This is a genomic window from Roseivirga sp. AWQ4_251, assembly GCF_056158225.1.
Window position 1 is genome coordinate 1,098,412 of record NZ_JBSWSW010000001.1, and the last position, 23,704, is coordinate 1,122,115.

Here is a 23,704-nt window from a genome sequence, read left to right on the forward strand (position 1 = left end):
AAAACTTCCGTAACAACCTACTTTCGAAATACATATTGCATTATTTTTTCCTGAATTCTACATATTTTCAGGGTGGTTAACTTGCCTTCGATTTGGTAGTTATTGTGGAATTAGAATGGAATTAGGGCAACCTGAAGAAACGGATCCCGTGTTGCCCTAACTGAACCCTGAACCCTGAACCCTGAACCCTGAACCCTGAACCCTGAACCTAATCCTTTTTCAAAATCAAAGCTGTGAAAGCAGGAACGGTGATCACTCCATTTTTATAGCTTCTTAAACCTTGTTCGTTTACTGTTTTGCCATCTGCTACTATGGTGTATTCGCCCGCAGGGATTTGCGTGGTTTTGTTCAAATTGCTTCCGTTAAAAAGTAGGAGAATTTCTTCCCAATTATCTCCGTTGGCATGGTCTGTTAATTGGTAAGCGATAAGGTTTTCATCAGAGGTTTCTAAAAAGTTCAGATGCTTTTGAATCATTTCTGTACTAGGCATGCGGAAGGCAGGATGATTCTTCCTGAGCGCAATAATTCCCTTATAATAATTAAATACCGATTCGTATTGGGTCTTTCGGTTCCAGTCGATTTGATTGATCTCATCAGGAGATTCAAACGAATTTTCAATGCCATTTTTGGTGCGCAGCATTTCCATACCCGCATGTACAAAGGCAACACCTTGCGAGGTTAAAACAATGGTTTCTGCCAACTTATGCATTTTAATCAGGTCTTCTTCCGTGGCGTCTTCATTCGAAAGTTTGAGCTTATCATAAAGCGTATTGTTATCGTGGCAAGACACATAGTTGATGGTTTGATAAGGCTGAGCTGCCCAAGGCGCTTTGGAGTAATTCACCTTGCTGTAATCTACTTGAGGATGTTGGGTAGAGGCCACAATACCAAACTTGATGCTTTCCTTTAAACCTTGTCGGTTACTTACAAAACCACCTTCTTTTTCTTCGAATACACTACCCTTTAGGCCGTCTCTTATATCATCGCTGAAGGCCGCCACCTTTTCCATTTTATAGGTATTTGCTTTTAGCGCTTGCTCATCTTGTGGCAATGGGCTGCTTCCCGCAGTCCAACCTTCGCCATACACAAAAATGGAAGGATCAATAGCCCTGAGTTCAGCACTTACCTGGTTCATGGTTTCCATGTCGTGAATACCCATTAAATCGAACCTGAAACCATCCAAGTGATATTCTTGAGCCCAGTATTTTACTGATTCAATGATGTATTTGCGCATCATTTCGCGTTCAGAAGCGGTTTCATTTCCGCAAGCGGAAGCATCGGAAAACGCCCCTTCAGCCGTTTGGCGGTAATAATAGAAGGGTACCAATTGGTTGAAGTTGGAATCTTCTGTTTGGCCGGTATGGTTGTACACCACATCCAGAATCACGCGAAGTCCATTGTCGTGCATGGCCTTTACCATTTGCTTGAATTCGTTGATTCGAATTCTTCCATCATAAGGATCGGTAGAAAAACTTCCCTCGGGTACATTGTAGTTGAGCGGATCGTAACCCCAATTGTACTGCGGCTCGTCAAGACGTGTTTCGTCAATGGATCGGTTATCGAAAGAGGGGAGAAGGTGAACGTGTGTAACACCTAGTTCTTTAATGTGGTCGAGACCTGTAGATTGGCCATCGGGATTTTTTGTGCCAGTTTCTGCAAGGCCTAGAAATTTGCCTTTATTGGTAATTCCAGAGCTTTCGTGAATGGACATATCCCGAACTTGAAGTTCGTAAATGATGATATCTGTATAATTTTCAAGTGCTGGTCTCTGGTCGTTATCCCAATCTGCGGGATCGGTTTCGTCCAGAGCAACTACCATGGCTCTTTGGCCATTTATACCAACCGCTTGTGCATAGAGGTCGGGTTTCTCTTGTTTCCACTCACCATTTTGCTTGACCTGAAAAGTGTAGTACTTGTTTTTCAGGTCTCCCTTTACTTCGCCTTGCCAAACGCCTTTTTCAACTCTTTTGAGGTTTACATTGGCAATTTCATTTTCTCCATCTCCCTTGTCATATAAATGAAGTTTTACTTCGGAAGCCACAGGCGACCAGATTTTAAAAGTGGTGGCTTCAGGTGTATAAGTAAAGCCCAAATCGTCACCTTCATAAACAGGATAATCGTTGTAAGTTTCGTATTGAGGAACTGATTCGCAAGAGACCATAAGGGTGAAAGATACGAAGGCTATATAGGTTAGAAAATTGGATTTCATAATAAGCAATGATTAGTGAGTAGAAGAGGCCATTGCCACTTTAGATTTCTTTTGTTCTTTCACTAAAAGCCACAGCAGGGCAGAAATTGCCAGAGATGCTGCGCTGATAATGAAGATGATAGTTTTGTCTTCTCGGCCGTCAATAAAACCACCCAAACTAGATGCTACAAGTTGAGGTAATACTACGGAAAGATTGAAAAGCCCCATAAATAGTCCCATTTTATTCTGGTTTACCGTTTCCGACATGATGGCAAAAGGCAAACTTACCACTGCCGCCCAGCCAATGCCAACCACAATCATTAAGCTGTACAGAGCAACAGTGCTTTGCCCAAAGAAGATGATCAGTCCATAACCAATGGCCATTGTCGCAATGCATAATGTGTGAGTTTTCACTCGACCAAGTTTTTCAGTAATAGGTTCCAGTATCAAGGCTGGCAAAATAAAACCTACGGTATTTAAAATAGCGAAGGCGATTCCAATGGTAAATCCTATTTCATTGTTTTGAGCTTCTGCAAGTTGTTCGGTGGTGCTGAAACCCATTATCACTTCCTTGATATAGCCAAAAGTGTACACAAACATGGTTTGCACTCCAAGCCAGGTAAAAGCATGAGCTACGCAGATTTTCAAAAACATTGGTAAATCCGTTTTGCTCTTTACCATGCCTTCGGCCTCTGAGGTTGTGTCGTTTAAAACTTCAGGTTCTTTAATAAAGAAGGTTGGGATAACTGAAAAAAGAAAAACGAGTATAGCTCCTAAATAGATCAAAGGATAGTTGCCCACAAAAGCACCAATAAGATAGGCCACCACACCAAAAAAGCCCGAGATGGTTTGCATCCAAGTATAGCCTTTCGTTCTGATTACTCCAGGTTTAGTTACATCGGCAATTACCGAGCGAGTAGGGTTGAAGCTGATATTGATAGCCAGATCTAAAGAAATGGCTACCGCAATTGCGACTCCCATAACTTCTTCAAAACCAAGTGCTTCGCTAATTACATCGATATTGGGAAGGGCTAGTAGCATTAAAGCAGCTATGGTTCCGCCAATCAGAATAAATGGACGCCTTCTTCCGCCCCAAAACCAGACGTTATCACTGATTAGGCCGATAAAGACTTGACCAATGATGCCTGCTAGTGGGCCGGCAGCCCATACGAATCCAATTTCTTCCAGATTGAAACCGAATTTGGTGTTCAATATCCAGCTTAGGGCAGCAATTTGCACAGAAAGCGCAAAGCCCATGGCCGTGGCTGGTAAACTGAGCAAAGCGAAAAATCCAGTGGTTTGGTTTCTTTGAATGGCAAGCATGAGTGAATAGCGGTTAGCGTAAAGTCTAAAAATGAAAGATAGCTTAAAGCCCGCTAAAGCCAAATGCGAACGTTTGCATTCGGTTGTTGCTAAATCCACAAAAGCTTATAAAATGAAAAAGCCCGAGATATTGAACCTCGGGCTTTTGCTTGAATTTCTTTGCAATTATCTCACCGTGAAATTAGCTTGGCCGATTTCATAAAAGTCGGAGAGAATGATGATTTTGTGGTCACCTTTTTCGAATTCAGAGCCTTTGTCGTAAACGAATGAAAGCTCTTGTTTTGAGTTATCGAACACAATTTCTTGCATGGCAGTATAGAACTGTTCTTTGCCGTCTACCTGAAAAGAACCAGAACCTCTGGCTACATCAAAAACAACATTGCCAGCTGGGTCAACCAACTGAATCATGATTTTATGGCCAGCTACTGGTGCTACTTCATTTTCAGCTAAGTTGAAAGTGACTTTAATTTTTTCGGCCTGCCTACTTCTGAAGTCTCCTTCGCGTTCTTTTCCTCGAGAGTTAATGTTGAAAACCTTAACGTTTTCCGCTTTCAATTTTGCGGCTAAAGAAATCTGTTGCTTCAGTTCCTGTTTGGTTTGTTCTGCTTGGCGAATTGTAGCGTTCAATTCGTTTTTCTCTTCTTTCAAACCAATGTTCTCTTCTACCAACTTGGTGTTGATTTCCTTTAGGGCAGCGATTTCTTCATCTTTAACAAGAAGCAATTCCTCATAGCCAGAAACTTTACGGTCGAGACGTTTGAGAAGGGCTTTATTGGCCGTACGTGTTCTTTGAAGTTGATCGCGTTCGGCAGTAATGGAGTCTTTTAAAGTAACCAGGGAATCGATATTGCCTCCCAATTTGGCGATTTCGGCTATTCTGCTGCTCAATTGACCACTGATGCTATCCAATTTGCTGCTGAGTGTGGTTTTCGTAGCATCGAATTCTTCTTGTAAGGCCTGTTTGGCTTGGTAATCGGAATAAATTTTAAAACCAGCTCCAAGGGCAATGATAACAATTGCCACTACTAAAATGATCCTTACCTTATCCTTGCTTTCGTTGTTCTTTTTTACTTCTTCACTCATGGTTCTGCGGTGGTCTCGAAATGTTAACGCCCAAAGCGCTAAATGTTGGGCGAATTACTTAAATCTTTTTTAAATATGCCAATTGAAACAAAATAGGCTATGGAAGAACTCAATGAAGCGTATTGGACCAATCGTTATAAAGAAGGCACAGCGGGTTGGGATGTTGGGCATGTTTCCACACCATTGAAGGAGTATTTTGATCAATTGACCGATAAATCAATTTCAATTCTGATTCCAGGTGCGGGAAATGCACACGAAGCTGAATATTTGTTCCGAAGCGGATTTAAAAACGTATGGGTAGTCGATATTTCAAAAGCTCCACTGATTGCTTTGAAAGAACGAGTAAGTGACTTCCCAGAAGAACAACTTATTCATGGCGATTTTTTCAATTTTGAAGGAGAGTTCGATTTGATTGTGGAACAAACCTTTTTCTGTGCTTTAAACCCCGCATTGCGGCAGTCTTATGTTCGTAAAATGAAATCACTTTTAAAACCTAAGGGAAAACTGGTTGGGGTGTTATTCAAAATCCATCTTGAAAACAGTCAGCCTCCATTTGGAGCAACAGAAACGGAATATCGTGGTTTGTTTGAAAAGTTCTTTGATATAGAAATCATGGAAGAAGCTTATAATTCTATCACGCCTCGGGCTGGTTCAGAGCTTTTTGTGAAAATGCTGCCTAGAATTTTATAATGTAATCTTCCTTTTTTAGGTTGGGGTTGAAAAACAAAATGCCTGCTTCAAATAAATCTAAAGACAAGGTTACTTCTGCCTTAGCTTTTAAAACTAACCATGCTTCGCCCATTTCTTTCGACCAATGAATATCGTCAATCACGATCATGCCGTGTTGCGATATTTTCGGTTGAATCAGTTCATAATATTTTAAAGTGGGCTCGTAGCGATGATTGGCATCTATATAGGCAAGGTCAATTTTTTTAAGCTGGGCAACTTTATCCGCTAGTGTAAGGTCAATGTTTCCTTCAACCATATGAATATTGGAAGACCCCATTTGCTGAAAGTTCTTTCTGGCCAAATCGGAAATCTCCGAAATACCTTCAAAAGTAAGCACTTGAACTTCTGGCGAAGCCTGAGCCATATACAGGCTGTTTAAGCCCAACGATGTGCCGAGTTCTAAAACTTCTGAGTAACCAAAATGCTGAATGAATCTATAAAGTAACCTCGAGAATTTTGCTGGAGTAGAAGAGTGCTTGGTGATTTCTGAAACTTTTCTTTCCTCACCCGAATTTACTCTCGACCCTGCACCAAGGTCTTCAAAATGGAAGCTTTTTTCCGATGCAAGTAGTTCAGAACGAAGGTTTTCGATTTTATGAAAACCCAAATCCGAATCTTCTTTGATTACATCTAAATAAAGATTGAACAGAAACGGAGAGTGAAGCGAATGCTCGTCTACTGCCTTTAGCCAGTAGCTTATATATGCTAATACTTGAAACAAGGGGATTAATTCATTAAGTAAGGAACTACCATGGTAAATTCAGGAATAGCAACTTCAAATTGCTTACCGTCCATTACGCGTTCCATTAGGTAAGTGCCGTGCATTTTTCCAATACCGCTACGAAGGTTGCAGCCCGAAACATATTGGTGTTTTTCCCCAGGTTCTAGAACGGGTTGTTGGCCAACCACGCCTTCGCCTTCAACTTCTCTCATTGAATTGTTGGTGTCGAAAATAAACCAATGTCTGCGATGGAGTTTAATGGTGTTTTCACCGTCATTTTCAATGGTGATGCGGTAAGTGAAAACAAAGTGCTGCTGGTTCGGACTGGAGTACTCCGGTTGATAGTTGGTTTCCACGCTTACCTTTATGCCTTCTGTTACCGCTGTTACGATCATTTCTTCCTTTCCCTTCTGAGTTTTAAAGATATAGATTAGTTTTAAAATTACTAATTGAGAAAAAGAAAAATCGATGAATGTAAAAATTGCAGAAAGCTGGAAGAACGTATTGCATGAGGAATTTGATAAGGGTTATTTCAAAGAATTGGTAGAATTTATCAAGCAAGAATATCAGAGCCAAACCATTTATCCTTCGGGCAAAAACATTTTTAGAGCTTTCGATCATTGTGATTTTGAATATGTCAAAGTGGTTATTCTGGGGCAAGACCCTTACCATGGGCCAGGCCAGGCAAATGGCTTGTGTTTTTCGGTAAAGGAAGGAATGCCATTTCCGCCTTCTTTGCTCAATATTTTTAAAGAATTGAAAGGAGATTTGGGAAAAGATATTCCACCACACGGTTCGTTAGACCGTTGGGCCGACCAAGGCGTTTTATTGCTCAATGCTACTTTAACGGTTAGGGCACACCAAGCGGGTTCTCATCAGAACAAAGGTTGGGAAACTTTTACCGATGCTGTCATTCATCAATTGGCTTCAAAACGAAAGGGAATAGTTTATTTGTTATGGGGAAGCTATGCTCAGAAAAAGGCTGCTTTTGTAAATCCTTCAGACAATTTGATTTTGAAATCTCCGCATCCTTCACCGCTTTCTGCTCACAGAGGTTTTTTTGGTAATGGGCATTTTAGCAAGGCGAATGAATACCTAAAAGCTAGTGGTAAGTCAGAAATAAATTGGTAGTATTTTAAAGTTGCTCTAAAATACTATCTCCCCAAGCTGTTCTTTCGTCTCCAACTCCTTCATAGGTATCCGTGCGAAGTTGATGAAGATGCTCCATTGCTGTGGCTTTGTCATTGCCAAGGTATCGCAAGTAAGTGTAAGAAATCATTCCTGTTCTGTGGATGCCTGCCGAGCAGTGAATGTAAATGTTAGCGCCTTCACTTAAAGCTTTTGTCAGATTATTGAACAGTGTTTTGAGTTCGGGCAATCTTTGTTCTTCTAGTGGTTTTGCACTTTCCATTGGAAACCAAATCCATGACAGCTTGGCTTTCTGCGCAAATGTTTTGGTGTCTTTTGCACCTTCACTTTCTGCCAGCAAAGTCAAGATATGTGTTCCGTGTTGAGTTTTAATGTCGGATAAAAGCTTGGCGCTAGGGCGGTGACCTAAAGCGAGATGTCCTTCTTTCACAGCTACCCAATTAATTGCTTCCATAGAAGCTAAGTTCTTTTGAGCGGCTTTAACCTTACCCAAGAAAGGACCTAGAATTTTGCCTGCTTCTGCTGACTGGCCAATAAGTTTTTGAAGTTCAGCAATGAAATAATCAGCCTTGGAAATGGCTTCTTCGCGGGAGGAAGAGATGGGGGAGGAGAGCCAGTTTTCAATTTGGTTTACCAGCTCTCCATATTCTTTATGATTTGACATGCCACAGGTTTCGTTTGTGGCTTCCAATATACTATTGTTTTGAATCTCCGAATTGAAGTTTATAATCTTCTAAACTCTTCAAAAGAATTTCGATAGCAGTTTCTTTGTTTTGGAACTCTTCTACCACAACATCTTTCTTCTCAAGTTTTTTATAATCTTCAAAGAAGTTTCTAACCTCCAATAAAGTGTGTTCTGGAAGTTCGCTGATATCGTTGATGTGGTTTACTGACTTGTCGTGTGCAGCAACCGCAATAAGTTTGTCATCCAATTCGCCTTGATCTAACATGCGCATTACACCAATCACTTTGGCGTCTACCAAACACATAGGGACGATCGGAATCTGAGAGATTACCAAAATATCCAACGGGTCTTTATCATCGCAATAAGTTTGCGGAATAAAACCGTAGTTGTGTGGGTAATACATTGCGCTATAAATCACTCTATCGAGCTTTAACAAACCGCTTTCTTTGTCTAGTTCATACTTTGCACGGTTGTTTTTTGGAATTTCAATAATGGCCTGTACCTCGTTTGGGAGGTTATCACCAGGCGACACGTTATGCCATGGATTATTCATAATTTCTTTGATTTATCTTCTGTTGTCGGAGTCTTCCAACATGCTTAAATAACTTAGGTATCTGGAGTTGGAAATTTCACCTTCCGTAAAGGCTTCTAAAACTGCACAGTGGGGTTCGTTTACGTGCAGACAATTGTTGAATTTGCATTGCCCCAAAAAGGCTCTCATTTCAGGGAAGTAATCGCTGATTTCTTCTTGTTCCATTTCTACCAAACCCAATTCTTTAATGCCAGGAGTATCGATAAGATGAGAATTTTCATCGATATCGAACATTTCGGCAAAGGTTGTGGTGTGGGTTCCTTTGTTGGCAAACTTTGAGACTTCGCCCGTTTTTAATTCCAAATCTGGTATTAATGCATTCAGAAAAGAAGATTTCCCTACTCCGGAGTGTCCCGAAATCAAGGAGGTTTTTCCAGATAATTGCTCTTTCAAAACATCCATTCCTTCATTTTCTAACACAGAAACCAGAAATGTTGTGTAGCCCAAACCATCGTATAAGGATTTCAGATGTTCGGCATAAGCCAAATCTTCCTCAGTGAATAAATCCTTTTTGTTGATTACAAGAATGGTTGGAATTCTGAAAGCTTCGGCACTAACCAGAAAGCGGTCTATAAAACCGAGGGAAGTTCTTGGAAACGAAAGTGTTGCCATTAAAACTGCCTGATCGAGATTGGAAGCAATAATATGAGAGAAACCTGATTTGCGGGTAGATTTGCGAATAATGTAATTCTGGCGCGGTTCAATTTGATTGATAACGGCCGAATTTTGCTCGCCCTCTTGTTCAATTTCTACCCAGTCGCCAACGGCAATTGGGTTGTTGATTTTCAAACCGTCTTGCTTGAACTTGCCACGTAAGCGACTTCGGAAAACATTGCCGTTTTCCGTTTTCACCTCATACCAAGAACCTGTCGATTTGATAACCCTTCCCCTCATATGTTTCTAGAACTAAGCGTTCTCATAATCTTCTCTGTAGCGCCTGTATTGCGTTCAATAAACGATGTGCAAATATCGGAAGCCTGACCACGGAATCGAACATTTTCGTTCAATTTTTGGAAGATATCCTCAATTTCGTTTTGTGTATTGAATGAAAACGCGCCTCCTTCGAGCACCAATTGGGTAGCTTCAGGGAATTTCTCCAATTTTCCATTCCCAAAAATCACCGGCAAACCAAAAGTCACAGCTTCCAAAATATTGTGGAGGCCATCGCCAAAGGCACCTCCGATGTAGGCATAATCACCATATTGATATAATGACGATAACATACCAATGGTATTGATAATCATCACTTTGGGAGCCTCAGCAGGCAAAACTTCAGTTTCCGTGATACGAACTGAAGGAACCCTCAAGCCATTTTCAATATACTGAATGCTTTTTTCGCTGATATCATGTGGCGCAATTATAAACCTTACGTTTTCAGCTTGATTGATAATTGGGAACAAAAAAGCTAAATCTGCAGGCCAACAGCTGCCTATGATCATAGTGGTTTGGCCTTCAGAAAATTGCTGAATGATTGGAAAGGCTTTTGGGCTTGCGGCAGTTTGTTTTACACGGTCGAAGCGTGTATCGCCAGAAATCGAAACTTGAGTTAGCCCAATGCTTTCGAGCAGTTCTTTAGAAATGGCATTCTGAACAAATATATTATCGAAGAACCCCAATGTTTTACGGAAAAGCCCGCCATACCATTTAAAGAATCTCTGGTTGGGATTGAAAAGGGCTGAAATACAGAATAAAGGAATTTGCTTCTTTTTAGCCTCGTTCAAGTAATGATACCAGAATTCATATTTCACAAACAGCACAACAGAAGGTTTTATGATGCTCAAAAATTGCTTTGCATGAGCCTTGCTGTCGGTGGGCAAATAGTACACAAAATCTGCTTCCTCGTAATTCTTCCGGAGTTCATATCCAGAAGGAGAAAAGAAGGTGATCAGGATTTTATGCGAAGGATACTGATTTTTGAAAGCTTCAATCACAGGTCGGCCTTGCTCAAATTCGCCTAGAGAAGCACAATGAAACCAAGCTAAAGGAGCCTTTTGGTTAGAAAAGTCTTGCTTTAGTTTATCGAAAATGCCTTTTCTGCCATCAATAAATTTTTTGGCCTTATCGTTAAACGGAGCGGCAAGGCTTACCATTAAGCGATAAAAAAGGATGGATAAATTGTAAAGCAGAACTTTCATTGGCTGCAAAAATAAAAAACCCTCCATAAGGGAGGGCTTTTATGGTATTGACATTACACTAATTAGTTTTTAGAAAGGTATTCAGAAACACCTTCTCTTGTAGCTTGCATAGCGTCTTTTCCTTCTTCCCAGTTTGCTGGGCAAACCTCACCGTATTTTTCAACGTGGTGAAGCGCATCAACCAAACGGATCATTTCGTCAATGTTTCTACCTAATGGAAGGTCGTTGATGGTTTCTTGTCTAACCACACCGTTTTTGTCGATCAAGAAAGTGCCTCTGTAAGCTACAGGCGCACCTTCGAAAGTCAAATCACCTTCTTCATTGTAGTTCCAGTCTCCAGCCAATACACCGAAGTTAGAAGCAATAGTTTTTGAAAAGTCAGCAACCAAAGGATAAGTAACACCTTCGATTCCGCCTTGGTTTTTAGCAGTCATTAACCAAGCCAGGTGAGTTTCTTCAGTATCGCAAGAAACACCTACTACCGCTACATCTCTTTTTTCGAATTCGCCTAATTTTTCTTGGAAAGCCAAGATTTCAGTTGGACAAACGAAAGTGAAATCTTTAGGGTAGAAGAAGAATACAACATCTTTTTTACCAACATATTGATCAAGAGAAAAACCTTCAACGATTTCTTCTCCATTGATTACTGCTGGAGCACTAAATACGGGTGCTTTTTTTCCTACTAATGACATTCTTATTACTTAGTTTATGTGAAAATTCTAATTCAAAATTCCATTCAATTCATTAGCCTTAAATAGAAAAGGCAAAGCATGCGTGGAATCGGCCGCGAAGATAAGTTTCACATTTGTTGAAGGCAAACTGAGTGAGTTTTTTTGTGAATAACGTTTGCTTTGGGTTCAATCAGAAAAAATACTTAGTGAATAGCGATTTATTGCTAACTTTACATATTCCTAAAATGCATTCAATGAAAAAGATAGGTTTGTTTTTGGCTCTGCTTGTCTGTATTGTGGCTTGTGACGAAGGTGGTCTGGTAATTACAGTCCCTTCTGCAGGAAGCTATACTTTTAGCATTAAGAAAAGCGAGGTGAATGCCGATGCCAATAAAAGTGTTGAAGTAAGTAAAGCAGTTGACCCAACCAAACTTTTCAATGAAGATGCTGAATTGATTAAGGGCATTACGCTAAATCAATTGACTTATCAGGTTTCGGGATATTCAGCAACTGGAGAGGCCGAAAATATGACCTTGACTTTGAGTACTGAATTGGATGGCGTTTTGACAGAGATTTTCCAGGTTTCGGAAATTGAGCTTACCAACGGACTTTTTGTAGCCTATGAATTGGGAGAATCCGATTCGCAACTTTCTTCGGCACAAGTGGCCAGCTTAGAGGCCATTATCGATAATCAAGAACCATTTAATTTAATCGTAAATGCTTCTTTTGATGGCGAAATTGATAGTAATTTTACCGTCAACGTGGTTTGGGATATCACTGCATCGGTGGCCCAACCTGCCAATTAAAAAACTCACTAATATTGAACTACCTGAATGTTTTTCTCTGAATTAATTGGAGAAACATTTTTAACATGCTTTTTAACTAACACAAAATGAAAAAAAATCTATTAGCATTTTTATGTCTGGTAATGGCGCTCTACAGTTGTGGGGAAGCTGGTATTCAGTCGGACATCTCTCAAATTGTTCAGATTGATGAAAAGATAAGCTACACTATGGAAGTGCCACTTCTTGCTGTGGGTCAAAACTTCGAGAAAACAAATCCTGAAACAGTAACCATGAATGAGAATATTGATGGTATTACTGCTGATGAGTTCGAAGACTATTTGGATGAAATTCAAAAGATTACCATTGGTAAGATTTGGTGTGATATCTCTGATTTTTCAGATCCAAATCAAGCTGATCTTAATATCGAAGTGAAATTGATTGTTAATAATGGAAATGCACAAACCTTAATGACAAGAAAAATCACCGCTATTCAACAATACAATACTGATGATGCGAATGAGGATGCAGTGAAGGATTTTCTTTTATATGATGAAGATGCTCCTGGCGATACAAATGCTGCAGTAATGGCTGAATTGGAAAATGCCATTCGCAATAGCCAGTCATTCCGTTTTGAGCTAGTGATATACGGAGAGGATGTAGTGCTTAACGAAGAGAGTGTATCGTTAGAGTTTGGTTTTTGGTTCGATATCACGGCAAGAGTTCAATTGGATTAATTTTTAAAAAAGACATTAAGATGAGATTATATACAAGATTTTTTCTAATCGGGCTTTTGTCGGTTTCTTTAGTGAATGTTTCAAAAGCACAGTTTGATTTCGATACATTTCTAGAAGCTGGTTTGGGTGATGCTAATAAGCTGCTGCAATCTTATATGGAGCCAATGTTCCAAGGTATTGGCTATGGTATCAATAGTGGATGGTACAATACTGCCAGACCGCACAGATCTTTAGGTTTTGAACTAAGTGTTTCAGCAACAGCTGCCATGGTTCCTAGCAGTGCTGAATTCTTTACTTTCAGAAATAGTGATTATACAAATGTTGAGCTTTATAATGCAGGAACTTCTGCCCAATTACCAACTTTGTTTGGCCCTAATTTAGGTGCAGATGACCTCCCTCAACTGAGATTTTTGGATAATCAAGGCAATGAAACCATCAGGATTTCTGCGCCAACTGGGTTGGGCATAGAAGAGGAAATACCATTTAATGCGGTACCAACCCCAATGATTCAGTTGAGTCTTGGTTTGATTAAGGGTACTGAAATTAAAGTAAGATACGTGCCTGAACAATCTTTTGGAGATGATGACGATGTAAACGTTAATCTCTTCGGCATTGGTGTAATGCACGATATCAAACAACATATTCCTGTAGTTAAGGCATTACCTTTCGATCTTTCAGTATTTGTAGGTTATACCAATATGAAAACTAATTTTGTAATAGATGCTGATAAGAATCAGACAGCAGCATTCGAAACAAAAGGTACTTTGGCTCAAGCGATTGTTTCTAAGAAACTAGCGTTTTTGACAGCTTATGGAGGAATTGGTTTTGCTAAATCGTCTACTACATTTGACCTTTTGGGAACTTACGAAACAGAAAACAGCACATATCCAGATCCAATCAATTTGTCTTATGACAAAAGCGGAATGCGAGCTAATGTAGGTTTGAGAATTAGATTGTTGTTCTTGAATATTTTTGGAGAATACGCTTTCCAAGAATACAACACAGCTACCGTGGGAATTGGATTTAGTTTCAGAGAAGGAAAATCTGCTACTAACATTCCGATTGTTCCAGGTATTTAATCAAGTAAAGAAAGATAGAGATTTAAGGCCCCATGATTTTCTGGGGCTTTTTTTTACTTTGTAGATGGAGTAAGCTTGCTGATCAGGTCACAATTTTTTTGAAATGAATAAACTCAATGATTTTTTAGTTGAAACATTAAGACAGACTAATAGCGATAAGCACTAGCCATTATGAATGAAATTCCGAAGTCAGTTACAGTTGTAGACTTGAGATTTGAATAAACGGTTTATAGTACGGATAAAATAATCAGATATTTTAGTGGCTCTTTTTATATTCAATAAAATTTAATGCCATGAATCTAACAGATCCCATACACAAGAAAATACTCGGAATTTTATTTATCGTATTTAGTGCTCTAGGCCTTTTAGGTATCTTTTTCTACGACATGTTTATGGATGTAATTTTCGATATAGCCGCTCATAACGGAGAGCCGATGCCACCAGAAGCCAGCTGGATTTTCGATCTTATCGATTCGTTTTTATGGGCCATAGCGATTCTCTTCTTTATCCCGAAAATCATTATTGGTGTAGGTCTTATCAATCAGAGACGCTGGGCCAATACGCCTTCCTTAGTGTATGGAATCATCAGTTTAGTGAACATCCCAATTGGAACTGCCATTGGTGTTTACAGCATTTTAATTTATACAGCCAAAGACAAACCTTCGGAAGAAACCTATCAAGTGAGAAGCTAGAAAAATTTAAGTTTTTATGAATGAGGTGATTTATTGTTTCGGAACAAAAACCACCTTTTTTGTTTCAAAGAACTCTTCTTTAAAGAATTTATCAAGATTATGAACACGAACTTTTTTTAGTTTCGATTCTTTGATTTCTTGCTCTAAATCTCCTCCTTTTAAATAAAGTAAACCGCTTTTTGGACCAGCTTCAGAAGGGTTCTTATACTTGTTTCTGATCCAAGGGTAGAAATTCTTAAGTTGAGCTACCGCTCGGCTCACCACATAATCATACTTTCTTCCTTTAATACCTTCGGCCCTAATCTGTTCGGCCTTAAGGTTAGTAAGTCCAATGGCTTCGCTTACATTTTTTACCACCACAATTTTCTTTCCTATAGAATCAATCAAATGAAAATTGCTTTCTGGGAAAAGTATAGCTAATGGAATACCGGGAAATCCACCTCCTGTGCCTACATCTAGAATGTCGGTTCCTGCGGGAAATTTAAAAACCTTGGCAATTCCTAAGGAATGCAAGAATATGGCGTTCGTAAAGGTTTTCGATGTCCTTTCTTGAAACAACATTCACTTTTTCATTCCATTCGGCATAAAGTGACTGAAGTTGAGAGAATTGCTCAATCTGAACCTCGGAAAGGTTGGGGAAATATTTTTTGATTAACTCCATTTAAATGCGAATTAACCAAAAAAGAATTAGATGTGCTCTTTTTTCCCTTTTACAAGATCGTACATCAGTTCGCGAGCACGGTGCAATTGAGCTTTAACTGTACCTAAAGGTGCATTTAGTTCTGTGGCGATTTCATCATAACTCAGTTCATCGAAATAACGAAGTTTTACCAAACGTTGGTATTTAGCGGGTAGTTTGGTGACAAACAATCGAACCAATTCAATTTTCTGAGCTTTAATGGCTTCTTCTTGCGGATTCAGATTTCTATCCTGAACATCGATAGTAACTGCGTCACCATTATCATCGCTAAAAGATGTATTCAAGCTCATGGTATCGAGCCTTTTCTTTCTGATAAAATCGATGGTATTATTTGTGGCAATCCGGAAAAGCCAAGTACTAAAAGTGAAGTCTTTTTTGAATTTGTGGAGGTTTTTGAAAGCTTTCGCGAAAGCTTCGATAGTTAGGTCTTCTGCATCGTCTACATTCCTAACCATTTTCAAAATCATATGATAAACAGGCTTGCGATACCTTTGCATTAATTCAGCAAAAGCCTGTTCGTCATGCTCATTGACAGCCTGATCTATTAACCTGAAATCTTTGAGTGCTTTGTCAGAAAACTGCTTACCTAACTCCATTTAACCTTTTTTGCCATTAGCGCTATAAGCCCCACAGTGGGGTAATACAAATTATAACACAGATCGAGGAGGGGAAGTGCCCAGTAAGCCATCTTCACATCGAGTTTTCGACCTGACCGGGTAAAGATAATATAAAATGACAAGCTCCTTATACCGAAAATGACCAATAAAATATCAGTATATAAATTTGTCGTTAGCGCTACAAGTAGCATTATCCAACCCAACAGCGTACTTAACGCAAAAGCTCCCAAACGCGTTTGATCTTTTTTGCGATAGTTTGTGCCTATCGCTAAGTGCCTTAATTTCTGCTTAAAATAACTGGTCCAGGTCTGTTTAGGAAAAGAGATTGTTTGAGCGGTGCTATCTAATTGTATACGTGTATTGTAAGAGGTGGCATGTCGGTTTACGAATAAATCGTCATCGCCACCGGTTTTGTGCTCATAACCAGAAAATCCATTAAGCTCGAAAATGTTTTTTCTATAAGCCAAGTTTCTACCTACCCCCATATAGGTTTGCCCTTTTAGGCTGAAGGATAAATATTGAATGGCTGTCAAAAGCGTTTCAAATTGAATGAACTGGTTTAAGAAACCCTTTTCTTTTTTGTATGGTGAAAATCCTAAAACAAAATCTGTTTCTTTTGAAAAGGAAGAAGCCATTTGTTTGATCCATTGATTTGAAGAAGGTAAACAATCGGCATCGGTGAGCAATAAAATTGGATGGACGGCCTGCTCAACTCCTTTTTTTAATGCAAACTTTTTTCCGTTCCAGTTTTCAGGGAGTTCGTGAATATGGACGAACTTCAGCTTATCAAAATTTTTAGAATAGGTTAATAATATTTCTGTGGAACTGTCTGTAGATCGATCATTAACAATAATGATTTCAAACAATGGATAATCTTGGTTCGCCAAATTTTCAATTAAACCAAGCAAGTGATGGGCCTCATTTCGAGCAGCAATAATCACTGACACACCAAGTGCTTTGTTACTTTTTCTTTCTTCTTTTTTATAGAAAACCAGTTTGTTGAAGTAGCTCCAATGAAAGTACAACTGTACTAAATTCAAGCCTGCGAAAACAATCAAAAAAAGGTCTTTCGGTTCCAAGTGCGACTAATTCTGTTTGAAACAAATAAGAATAAATGAATCCTGCTATTTTTGTGCGACCAAAAATGAGGCATGAAGTTTAATTTAGCAGCAGTTGATCAGCAGTCGAAGGCCAGAGCAGGCGAAGTTATTACCGACCATGGTACTATTCAAACCCCGATTTTCATGCCTGTGGGCACAGCAGGTTCGGTAAAGGCCGTTCACCAAAGAGAACTGAAAGAAGATATTCAAGCTCAAATTATTTTGGGGAATACCTATCATCTGTATCTACGACCTGGTTTGGATGTAATTGAAACTGCTGGCGGTTTACATAAATTTAATGGTTGGGATAAGCCTATTTTAACCGATAGTGGAGGGTATCAAGTGTATTCACTTTCTGGAACAAGAAAGATCAAAGAAGACGGTGTTACTTTCAAATCTCATATTGATGGCTCAAAACACGTTTTCACCCCAGAAAATGTAATGGATATTCAGCGTACTATCGGGGCTGATATTATTATGGCATTTGATGAGTGTACGCCTTACCCTTGCGAATATAAATACGCCCGAGAGTCAATGGAAATAACTCATAGATGGTTGAAGCGCTGTTGCGATAGGTTTGATAGTACAGAAGGTAAGTACGGTTATAGCCAAACCCTTTTCCCGATTGTGCAAGGCAGTACCTATAAAGATTTAAGAATTAAATCGGCAGAAACCATTGCTTCCTTTGAAAGAGAGGGTAACGCCATTGGTGGTCTTTCTGTGGGAGAACCACATGAAATGATGTATGAACAAACAGAAGTAGTTTGCGATATTTTGCCAAAGGATAAGCCTCGATATTTGATGGGGGTTGGTACACCCGAAAATATTCTAGAATGCATTGCTTTGGGCGTGGATATGTTTGACTGCGTTATGCCAACTAGAAATGCACGAAATGGAATGTTGTTCACGTCAGAAGGTATTTTGAACATGCGCAATGAGAAATGGAAGAACGATCATAGCCCAATCGATCCTAATTTGGGAGGTTATGTAAGTAGCTTCTATACAAAAGCCTACTTGCGCCATTTAATCACCAGTAAAGAAATTCTTGGTGCTCAAATTGCGAGTATTCATAATTTATCTTTCTACTTGTGGTTGGTAAAAGAAGCTAGAAAACACATTATTGCAGGCACGTTTGTTGATTGGAAAACCCGCATGGTTAAAAAAGTGACTCAACGCCTGTAATGAAAATTCTCGATTGGTACATAATCAAAAAGTTTTTGACCACCTTTTTGTTCGTGGTGGGCATATTGGTTTCCATTATCCTCATTATTACGTTTTCTGAGCGTAATGAGACCTTCATTAAAGAGAATATTGCCACGATTGAAATCCTGAAGTATTTTCTTTATTACGCTCCTTACATAGCGAACCTCATTACGCCCATTACCATTTTTATAGCCACCGTTTTTGTGACTTCTAAAATGGCGAGCCATACAGAAATTGTGGCGATTTTAGCGGGTGGAGTGAGTTATCCGCGCTTTCTAAGGCCTTTTTTAATTGGTTCGATTATTATCGCTATAGTGAGTTTTGTATTTACAGGTTGGATTATTCCAAACGCCAATAAGCACAGGGTTCGGTTCGAAAGGCAGTATTTCGACAATAAAATTTACAACTATGAAGGCAAGGATGTTCATTTTAAAGTGAGTCCTACTTCGTATGTGTTTTTAGGGAATTACAATACTTTTAGGGATATCGGTTATCGTTTTACGCTAGAAGAAATCAAAGATAAAAAGCTGCTTTACAAGCTTTCTGCTGGCGAAATTCGTTGGGATACTACGGAAGTTGGTTGGAAACTTAAATACTGGAGCCTTCGGGAAATTGATGAGGCTGGCGAAAGCTATAAGTATCAGGATTTAAATGATACCACCATATTCATCAATATGAGTCCGAAGGATTTTGCCAATAATAAAGGGCTCCAAGAAACGCTTACAATTCCCGAATTGGACGAGTACATTTCCGATTTGCAGGCCAAAGGAGCCGATAATGTCCCCATTTATCAAATTGAAAAGCTGATTCGATTTATGTCGCCTTTTACGGCCATCATCCTTACGTTTATTGGGGTTATTCTGTCTTCCAGAAAAACAAGGGGAGGGGTTGGTTTTCAAATTGCTTTAGGCTTTTTAATCGCCTTTATTTTTATAATTTTATTTATTGCAACTAAAAGTATTGCAGAAGCAGGTTCAATGAATCCAATATTAGCCGTTTGGCTGCCGAATATCATATTCACTTGCCTAGCCCTATTTATCTATCGTTTTGTTCCTAAATAATGGAAGCAACCCCTAAGGATTTTATTAAGCTCCACTTCATTGTGTTTTTGTGGGGCTTTACCGCCATACTGGGTAATGAAATGACAATTCCTTCTACGGATGTTGTCATGTATCGTACGGCATTGGCTTCGTTGGTTTTGGCTGGCTTTATGTTTTTCCGAAGAAAGTCCTTCGTGCTGGATAAGGCTTATCTGGGGAGATTGATTTTAACTGGTTTGGTCATTGCCGCTCACTGGTTTCTGTTTTTTGAATCGGCCAGAGTTTCAAACGTTTCGGTTTGTTTGGCCGGTATGGCAACCACTACCTTCTGGACGAGTCTGATTGAACCCTTTTTTGATAAGAGAAAAGTAAGACTTTTCGAAGTTGTTTTGGGCTTGGTGGTCATTTCGGGTTTGTATGTAATCTTCAGATTTGAATTCAGCAATGCCTTGGGGTTAAGTTTGGCCATGGCTTCTGCCTTTATGTCTGCACTATTTTCGGTGCTGAATGCGAAGTTTTCAAAGGTGATGTCGCAGTATACCATTACGCTTTACGAGATGATGGCTGCGGCTATTGGTATTGCGATTTTCATTCCATTCTATAATCATTTCTTTCTGGGAGAATCTACTTTTTACAGCTTGCCTAATTTGAGAGATTGGGGTTTGCTATTGATTCTGTCTGTAGTTTGTACCGTTTATGCATTTTCTGCAGCGGTAGAATTGATGAAACGAATTACCGCTTATGTTGTCAATCTTACAGTCAACTTAGAACCCGTTTATGGGATTATTCTTGCCGTAATTATTTATGGAGAAAACGAGGAAATGAGCAATGGCTTTTACTACGGAACGCTCATTATTCTTGGCGCTGTCATCAGTTATCCTATCGTAAGAAGAAGGCAAAGAAAAGTTCAAGAGAAGAAATCTCGGTTGGGCACTTGATTGATTTACAGTAGCGTATAACCGTGGTTTTTCAGGGGGAGCGATCGAATTCTCTCACCATTTGAAGCGAAAATAGCATTTGTAAGTGCGGGAGCAATAGGAGGAGTACCTGGTTCACCAACGCCTCCGGGAGCCTCGTGATTTTCCATAATATGGGTAATTACTTCAGGCATATGCCTTAATCTAAGCATTTCGTAATTTGGGAAATTGGATTGTTGAATACGGCCATCTTCAACGGTTATTTCTCCAAAAATGGCCGCTGTTAAACCAAATACAATTCCACCTTGCATTTGGGCTTCAATCGTATCAGGGTTCACATATTTGCCACAATCAATCACACAATAAACTTTGTTGAGCTTGATCTGCTTTTGGTCATTTAGCGTGATTTCAATTACCTGAGCCACAATGGACCCAAAGGACTCATGAAACGCAATGCCTCTGGATTTTCCTTCGGGAAGAGGAGTTGACCAATTGCTGATTTGGGCTGCCTTATCAAGCACTTTTTTATGCCTAGGTTTTGAACTTAGTAAGTTAGCTCTGAATAAATAGGGGTCAGAATTTGCCTTGTAAGCCAATTCGTCAATAAAACTCTCTGTAAAAAATCCGTTGTAAGAGTGCCCAACGCTGCGCCAATAGCCCAATCTCATCGGGCTTTCTATGAAAGAATAACCAATTTGTTTTTCTCCTAGGGAATAAGCCAGTTCAATTGCTCCTTCTGCTGCAGTTGTGTCCTGCGAAGCTGGTGGTTTTGCCAATGGAAAATTTCTGCCAATGCTACTTCTCAAAGTTGATTGTAGCACAATGTGATTTTTATAGGCTTCTACTTCGCCCGAAGCGCTAAGCAAAGCTTTAAATTGACTTACTGCTGCAGGACGAAAAGCATCGAATTTAACGTCTTCTTCTCTTGACCAAGTGGTTTGGATTGGCGTGCCTTCCATTGCTTTGGCTATAATGGTTGCTTCGGCTACAAAATCGCTTTCGGCCCTTCTTCCAAATCCACCACCCAGATATTTGATGTCGATCTCAATATCGTTTTTACTGACATCACCATGTTTGGCAACGGCCATATTGGCTAGAAAAGGAGCTTGATGACCAACCCACAATTTTGCTTTTCCCTTTTCAATCAGAACAGTACAATTCATTGGCTCCATAGTGGCGTGTGCTAAAAATGGAACTTCATAAGTTGCTTCTAAAGTCCGAGTTGAATCGAATTTATCTTCTGGATTGCCTTTTTCTTTTACGTGTTCTATGTCTTCGTTTAGCACACTTTTTAGTTGATGGTTATATGTTTTTAAGTCGAAGAGTTCTTCAGCTTGATCTAAGTCTAATTTTAGGGCTTTTGCAGCTTGAATGGCACGCCAAGTATTGTCAGCAATAACCGCGGCTCCTTCAGGTAGAAGCACTATTTTTTTGACGCCTCTCATTTTTAAAACTTCGGCTTCATTGCTTACTCCCAATACCTTCGCGCCTACAATTGAAGCATGCTGAGTTGATGCAAAAAGCATTTTAGGAACTCGAACATCAATGCCGAAAGTTGCGGTTCCTGTAACTTTCTCTTTAAGGTCAATCCGTTCTTTCGGCTGGCCTATCAGTTTGAAACTACTATCTGGTTTTAGTTGTGGATGCTCACTTGGTTTTTCTTTGGCTGCTAAACTGCTTAATTCACCATAAGAGAGCTTTTTTCCAGTTGATGATAGCACAGATCCATTTTCAGTACTTACGTCAGTTATTTCTTGTTGCCATTTTTTAGCGGCTGCAGCCATTAACATCTCCCTTGCAGAAGCCCCCATAAAACGATAATGATAATAGCCATCTCTTATGGAAGTGCTGCCGCCTGTAGCGATGTAAGGGAGAATATAGGCCACTTTTTCCATAAAATTGAAGCCTTCCATGCCCGAAGACTTTTCATAATGTGTAGCCAAGTTGATATTCGCATATGGCGATTCTACTTGTGGATGAATCACCTCGATATCTTCCAAGGAAACGTCCAGTTCTTCAGCCACAAGCATTGCCAAGGAAGTAAAAATGCCTTGTCCCATTTCTGCTCTAGCAACCGCCAATTTAACCTTGCCTTCAGGTGTAATATGAATAAATGGGTTCAGGGCTTGGGCTCCTTCGAAACCAATGCCGCTAAATTGTTTTCGTTTGTAGTTAGAAAAAGCTATTCCGCCCAGCCCCAAAGCAAGTCCGCCACCCAACACAGAACCAGATATGATAAATGCTCTCCTCGAAATCTTTCTTTTATGCGAATTCTGATCAGCCATTGCTTTGTTCATTTTCTGAAAGAATGTCTTTTATGGCTTCTTTAATTCTTTGGTAAGTTCCGCAGCGACAAATATTGGAAATGGAATTTTCTATGGTGATTTCGTCTGGATTTGGGTTTGTCGCCAGCATGCCTTCTACGGCCATAATCATTCCTGACTGACAATAGCCGCATTGCGGAACCTGATGCTTGATCCATGCTTTTTGAACAGCTGAAAGTTGCTCATTTAGGGAAATACCTTCAATGGTAGTGATTCTTCTTCCAACGGCAGCAGAAGCAGGAAGAGCGCATGATCTTACAGGAAGACCATCCAAGTGAATCATGCAAGCTCCACAGGATGCAATGCCACAGCCAAATTTGGTGCCCGTAAGGTTAAGTTCATCGCGTAGCACCCAAAGTATTGGCATTCCTGGTTCTACATCTACTTCATGCTTTTTATTGTTGATGATCAGTTCCATAATGCTATTTGAATGCGGTATATCTGCGTCCTTCGGTCAGAAATTCAACATTGCCATCTGATACTTCGAACTTTGTGGGGATTGACTTTTGAGAAGGAAGTCCAAAAGTATAAACCATGAAATGAAGGTGTGGACCGGAACTCCAGCCAGTATTACCGCTAAGTCCGATTCTTTGACCAACTGTAACTTCATCTCCTTCTTTAACTAGAGCTCCATTTTTCTGCAAGTGAAGGTAATCGGCCATGGTGCCGTCCTCATGAAGTATGGTTATCAAATTTGCATCGTTTTGGCATTTCGAAGAAGGGCAGCCTCTGTTTGAGTCTTCTTTTACCCGAACTACTTTTCCGCTTCGCGAAGCTAAAATAGGCGTACCTTCTGGCATGGTGAAGTCAATGGCATTTTTGCCTTGATGGGTTTGGTTGCCGTTATAACCTTGGCTCATCATAAAAGATGATCCTTTTTCAAATGGAAGTTGGTAAGCATAGGTGTCATCATGTTCGGCACTGAAATCACCTATGGAATATCTGTATTGATATTTGAAGCTATATCCCGATTGTTCAGGAATGATAAGTTCGATGAGAATAAAACGATCGGATTGAGGTGGAACGACAATGAATTCAGGGACTTTATTTTTAGGCTTGAGTCCCTTAATATTCAAATCAACTGTTACGCTTTGTGGAAAAAGCTTTTCGTTGTCGGCATAGATGTTTAGTTGGTTGTCAACTCTTTCGTAATAAACCTTCATTTCCTGATTTTGACTCAGGGCTTTTATACTGAAGAAGGTGAGGATAACCAGAAAATTAAGACGCATCATGATCT

At 39.7% G+C, this 23,704-nt stretch carries 24 protein-coding genes and 1 pseudogene; 9 read left to right on the plus strand and 16 right to left on the minus strand.

The genetic code is table 11. The features are described 5' to 3' along the window. Window positions 1-208: 208 nt before the first annotated feature. The 3 genes from pulA to ACXACJ_RS04945 all read right to left on the minus strand — a co-directional run bounded on the left by pulA (window position 209) and on the right by ACXACJ_RS04945 (window position 4,594). Complete coding sequence (gene pulA, locus ACXACJ_RS04935; RefSeq protein WP_475133161.1) at window positions 209-2,209, minus strand: type I pullulanase; 2,001 nt, start codon at window positions 2,207-2,209, stop codon at window positions 209-211. Window positions 2,210-2,221: 12 nt separating this feature from the next. Continuing rightward, on the minus strand, window positions 2,222-3,610 hold the full coding sequence (locus ACXACJ_RS04940; RefSeq protein ID WP_475133162.1) for an MFS transporter: 1,389 nt from the start codon (window positions 3,608-3,610) through the stop codon (window positions 2,222-2,224). A 66-nt stretch (window positions 3,611-3,676) separates the two neighbouring features. Next, window positions 3,677-4,594 (minus strand): chromosome segregation protein SMC, encoded by a 918-nt coding sequence (locus ACXACJ_RS04945; protein WP_475133163.1) that lies wholly within the window; start codon window positions 4,592-4,594, stop codon window positions 3,677-3,679. 99 nt (window positions 4,595-4,693) lie between these two features. Here ACXACJ_RS04945 and ACXACJ_RS04950 point away from each other — a divergent pair, with 99 nt between their 5' ends. Further along, window positions 4,694-5,284 carry a methyltransferase domain-containing protein gene (locus ACXACJ_RS04950; RefSeq protein ID WP_475133164.1) on the plus strand — a complete coding sequence of 197 codons (591 nt, stop codon included), beginning with the start codon at window positions 4,694-4,696 and terminating at the stop codon, window positions 5,282-5,284. Here ACXACJ_RS04950 and ACXACJ_RS04955 read toward each other — a convergent pair. Beyond that, the gene (locus ACXACJ_RS04955) at window positions 5,271-6,044 is read right to left on the minus strand and encodes an O-methyltransferase (protein ID WP_475133165.1); all 774 of its coding nucleotides are present in this window, start codon (window positions 6,042-6,044) and stop codon (window positions 5,271-5,273) included. The two genes, ACXACJ_RS04950 and ACXACJ_RS04955, sit on opposite strands and share 14 nt — an antisense overlap. A 5-nt stretch (window positions 6,045-6,049) precedes the next feature. After that, window positions 6,050-6,436 carry a Co2+/Mg2+ efflux protein ApaG gene (apaG, locus tag ACXACJ_RS04960; RefSeq protein WP_475135073.1) on the minus strand — a complete coding sequence of 129 codons (387 nt, stop codon included), beginning with the start codon at window positions 6,434-6,436 and terminating at the stop codon, window positions 6,050-6,052. A 76-nt stretch (window positions 6,437-6,512) separates the two neighbouring features. On the opposite strand from apaG, the gene ung reads away from it, so the two are divergent. Then, window positions 6,513-7,175, plus strand: a complete 663-nt coding sequence (gene ung, locus ACXACJ_RS04965) for a uracil-DNA glycosylase (RefSeq protein WP_475133166.1) — start codon at window positions 6,513-6,515, stop codon at window positions 7,173-7,175. Window positions 7,176-7,179: 4 nt separating this feature from the next. Here ung and ACXACJ_RS04970 read toward each other — a convergent pair whose 3' ends face one another. From ACXACJ_RS04970 to ACXACJ_RS04990, 5 genes are read right to left on the minus strand one after another with little or no spacing between them, the layout of a single operon-like run. Beyond that, window positions 7,180-7,857 carry a protein-tyrosine phosphatase family protein gene (locus ACXACJ_RS04970; protein WP_475133167.1) on the minus strand — a complete coding sequence of 226 codons (678 nt, stop codon included), beginning with the start codon at window positions 7,855-7,857 and terminating at the stop codon, window positions 7,180-7,182. Between the two features lie 31 nt (window positions 7,858-7,888). Further along, on the minus strand, window positions 7,889-8,431 hold the full coding sequence (locus ACXACJ_RS04975; RefSeq protein WP_475133168.1) for an inorganic diphosphatase: 543 nt from the start codon (window positions 8,429-8,431) through the stop codon (window positions 7,889-7,891). Between the two features lie 12 nt (window positions 8,432-8,443). Continuing rightward, window positions 8,444-9,364 (minus strand): ribosome small subunit-dependent GTPase A, encoded by a 921-nt coding sequence (gene rsgA / locus ACXACJ_RS04980; protein ID WP_475133169.1) that lies wholly within the window; start codon window positions 9,362-9,364, stop codon window positions 8,444-8,446. Further along, on the minus strand, window positions 9,361-10,632 hold the full coding sequence (locus ACXACJ_RS04985; protein WP_475133170.1) for a 3-deoxy-D-manno-octulosonic acid transferase: 1,272 nt from the start codon (window positions 10,630-10,632) through the stop codon (window positions 9,361-9,363). The genes rsgA and ACXACJ_RS04985 overlap by 4 nt, the downstream gene beginning before the upstream one ends. A gap of 35 nt (window positions 10,633-10,667) precedes the next feature. Then, entirely contained in the window at window positions 10,668-11,297 is a 630-nt protein-coding gene (locus ACXACJ_RS04990) for a peroxiredoxin (RefSeq protein WP_475133171.1), read from the minus strand. Window positions 11,298-11,530: 233 nt separating this feature from the next. On the opposite strand from ACXACJ_RS04990, the gene ACXACJ_RS04995 reads away from it, so the two are divergent. The 4 genes from ACXACJ_RS04995 to ACXACJ_RS05010 all read left to right on the plus strand — a co-directional run bounded on the left by ACXACJ_RS04995 (window position 11,531) and on the right by ACXACJ_RS05010 (window position 14,566). Further along, a complete protein-coding gene (locus ACXACJ_RS04995; RefSeq protein WP_475133172.1) occupies window positions 11,531-12,082 on the plus strand; it encodes a hypothetical protein in 552 nt (183 codons plus the stop codon). A gap of 86 nt (window positions 12,083-12,168) precedes the next feature. Further along, window positions 12,169-12,795, plus strand: coding sequence for a hypothetical protein (locus ACXACJ_RS05000; protein WP_475133173.1), 627 nt, complete (start codon window positions 12,169-12,171; stop codon window positions 12,793-12,795). 20 nt (window positions 12,796-12,815) lie between these two features. Further along, a complete protein-coding gene (locus ACXACJ_RS05005) occupies window positions 12,816-13,874 on the plus strand; it encodes a DUF6588 family protein (protein ID WP_475133174.1) in 1,059 nt (352 codons plus the stop codon). A 293-nt stretch (window positions 13,875-14,167) separates the two neighbouring features. Further along, window positions 14,168-14,566: a hypothetical protein gene (locus tag ACXACJ_RS05010; protein ID WP_475133175.1), complete on the plus strand. Its 399-nt coding sequence runs from the start codon at window positions 14,168-14,170 to the stop codon at window positions 14,564-14,566. Between the two features lie 30 nt (window positions 14,567-14,596). Here ACXACJ_RS05010 and rsmG read toward each other — a convergent pair. From rsmG to ACXACJ_RS05025, 3 genes and pseudogenes are all read right to left on the minus strand, one after another. After that, window positions 14,597-15,227, minus strand: a pseudogene (rsmG, locus tag ACXACJ_RS05015) (16S rRNA (guanine(527)-N(7))-methyltransferase RsmG). Window positions 15,228-15,253: 26 nt separating this feature from the next. Next, window positions 15,254-15,862, minus strand: a complete 609-nt coding sequence (locus ACXACJ_RS05020; protein ID WP_475133176.1) for an RNA polymerase sigma factor — start codon at window positions 15,860-15,862, stop codon at window positions 15,254-15,256. Continuing rightward, window positions 15,853-16,962 (minus strand): glycosyltransferase, encoded by a 1,110-nt coding sequence (locus ACXACJ_RS05025; protein ID WP_475133177.1) that lies wholly within the window; start codon window positions 16,960-16,962, stop codon window positions 15,853-15,855. Before ACXACJ_RS05025 ends, ACXACJ_RS05020 begins: the two co-directional genes overlap by 10 nt. 72 nt (window positions 16,963-17,034) lie before the next feature. Here ACXACJ_RS05025 and tgt point away from each other — a divergent pair, with 72 nt between their 5' ends. Genes tgt through ACXACJ_RS05040 form a run of 3 tightly spaced genes read left to right on the plus strand, consistent with a single transcriptional unit; the run spans window position 17,035 to window position 20,164 of the window. Beyond that, on the plus strand, window positions 17,035-18,165 hold the full coding sequence (gene tgt, locus ACXACJ_RS05030) for a tRNA guanosine(34) transglycosylase Tgt (protein WP_475133178.1): 1,131 nt from the start codon (window positions 17,035-17,037) through the stop codon (window positions 18,163-18,165). Next, window positions 18,165-19,247, plus strand: coding sequence for an LptF/LptG family permease (locus ACXACJ_RS05035; protein ID WP_475133179.1), 1,083 nt, complete (start codon window positions 18,165-18,167; stop codon window positions 19,245-19,247). Before tgt ends, ACXACJ_RS05035 begins: the two co-directional genes overlap by 1 nt. Next, a complete protein-coding gene (locus ACXACJ_RS05040; RefSeq protein WP_475133180.1) occupies window positions 19,247-20,164 on the plus strand; it encodes a DMT family transporter in 918 nt (305 codons plus the stop codon). The genes ACXACJ_RS05035 and ACXACJ_RS05040 overlap by 1 nt, the downstream gene beginning before the upstream one ends. A 5-nt stretch (window positions 20,165-20,169) precedes the next feature. On the opposite strand, the gene ACXACJ_RS05045 is transcribed toward ACXACJ_RS05040, so the two are convergent. From ACXACJ_RS05045 to ACXACJ_RS05055, 3 genes are read right to left on the minus strand one after another with little or no spacing between them, the layout of a single operon-like run. Continuing rightward, on the minus strand, window positions 20,170-22,440 hold the full coding sequence (locus ACXACJ_RS05045; RefSeq protein WP_475133181.1) for a xanthine dehydrogenase family protein molybdopterin-binding subunit: 2,271 nt from the start codon (window positions 22,438-22,440) through the stop codon (window positions 20,170-20,172). Continuing rightward, window positions 22,421-22,885 carry a (2Fe-2S)-binding protein gene (locus tag ACXACJ_RS05050; protein WP_475133182.1) on the minus strand — a complete coding sequence of 155 codons (465 nt, stop codon included), beginning with the start codon at window positions 22,883-22,885 and terminating at the stop codon, window positions 22,421-22,423. The genes ACXACJ_RS05045 and ACXACJ_RS05050 overlap by 20 nt, the downstream gene beginning before the upstream one ends. 4 nt (window positions 22,886-22,889) lie before the next feature. Next, entirely contained in the window at window positions 22,890-23,699 is an 810-nt protein-coding gene (locus ACXACJ_RS05055) for a M23 family metallopeptidase (protein ID WP_475133183.1), read from the minus strand. Window positions 23,700-23,704: the final 5 nt, after the last annotated feature.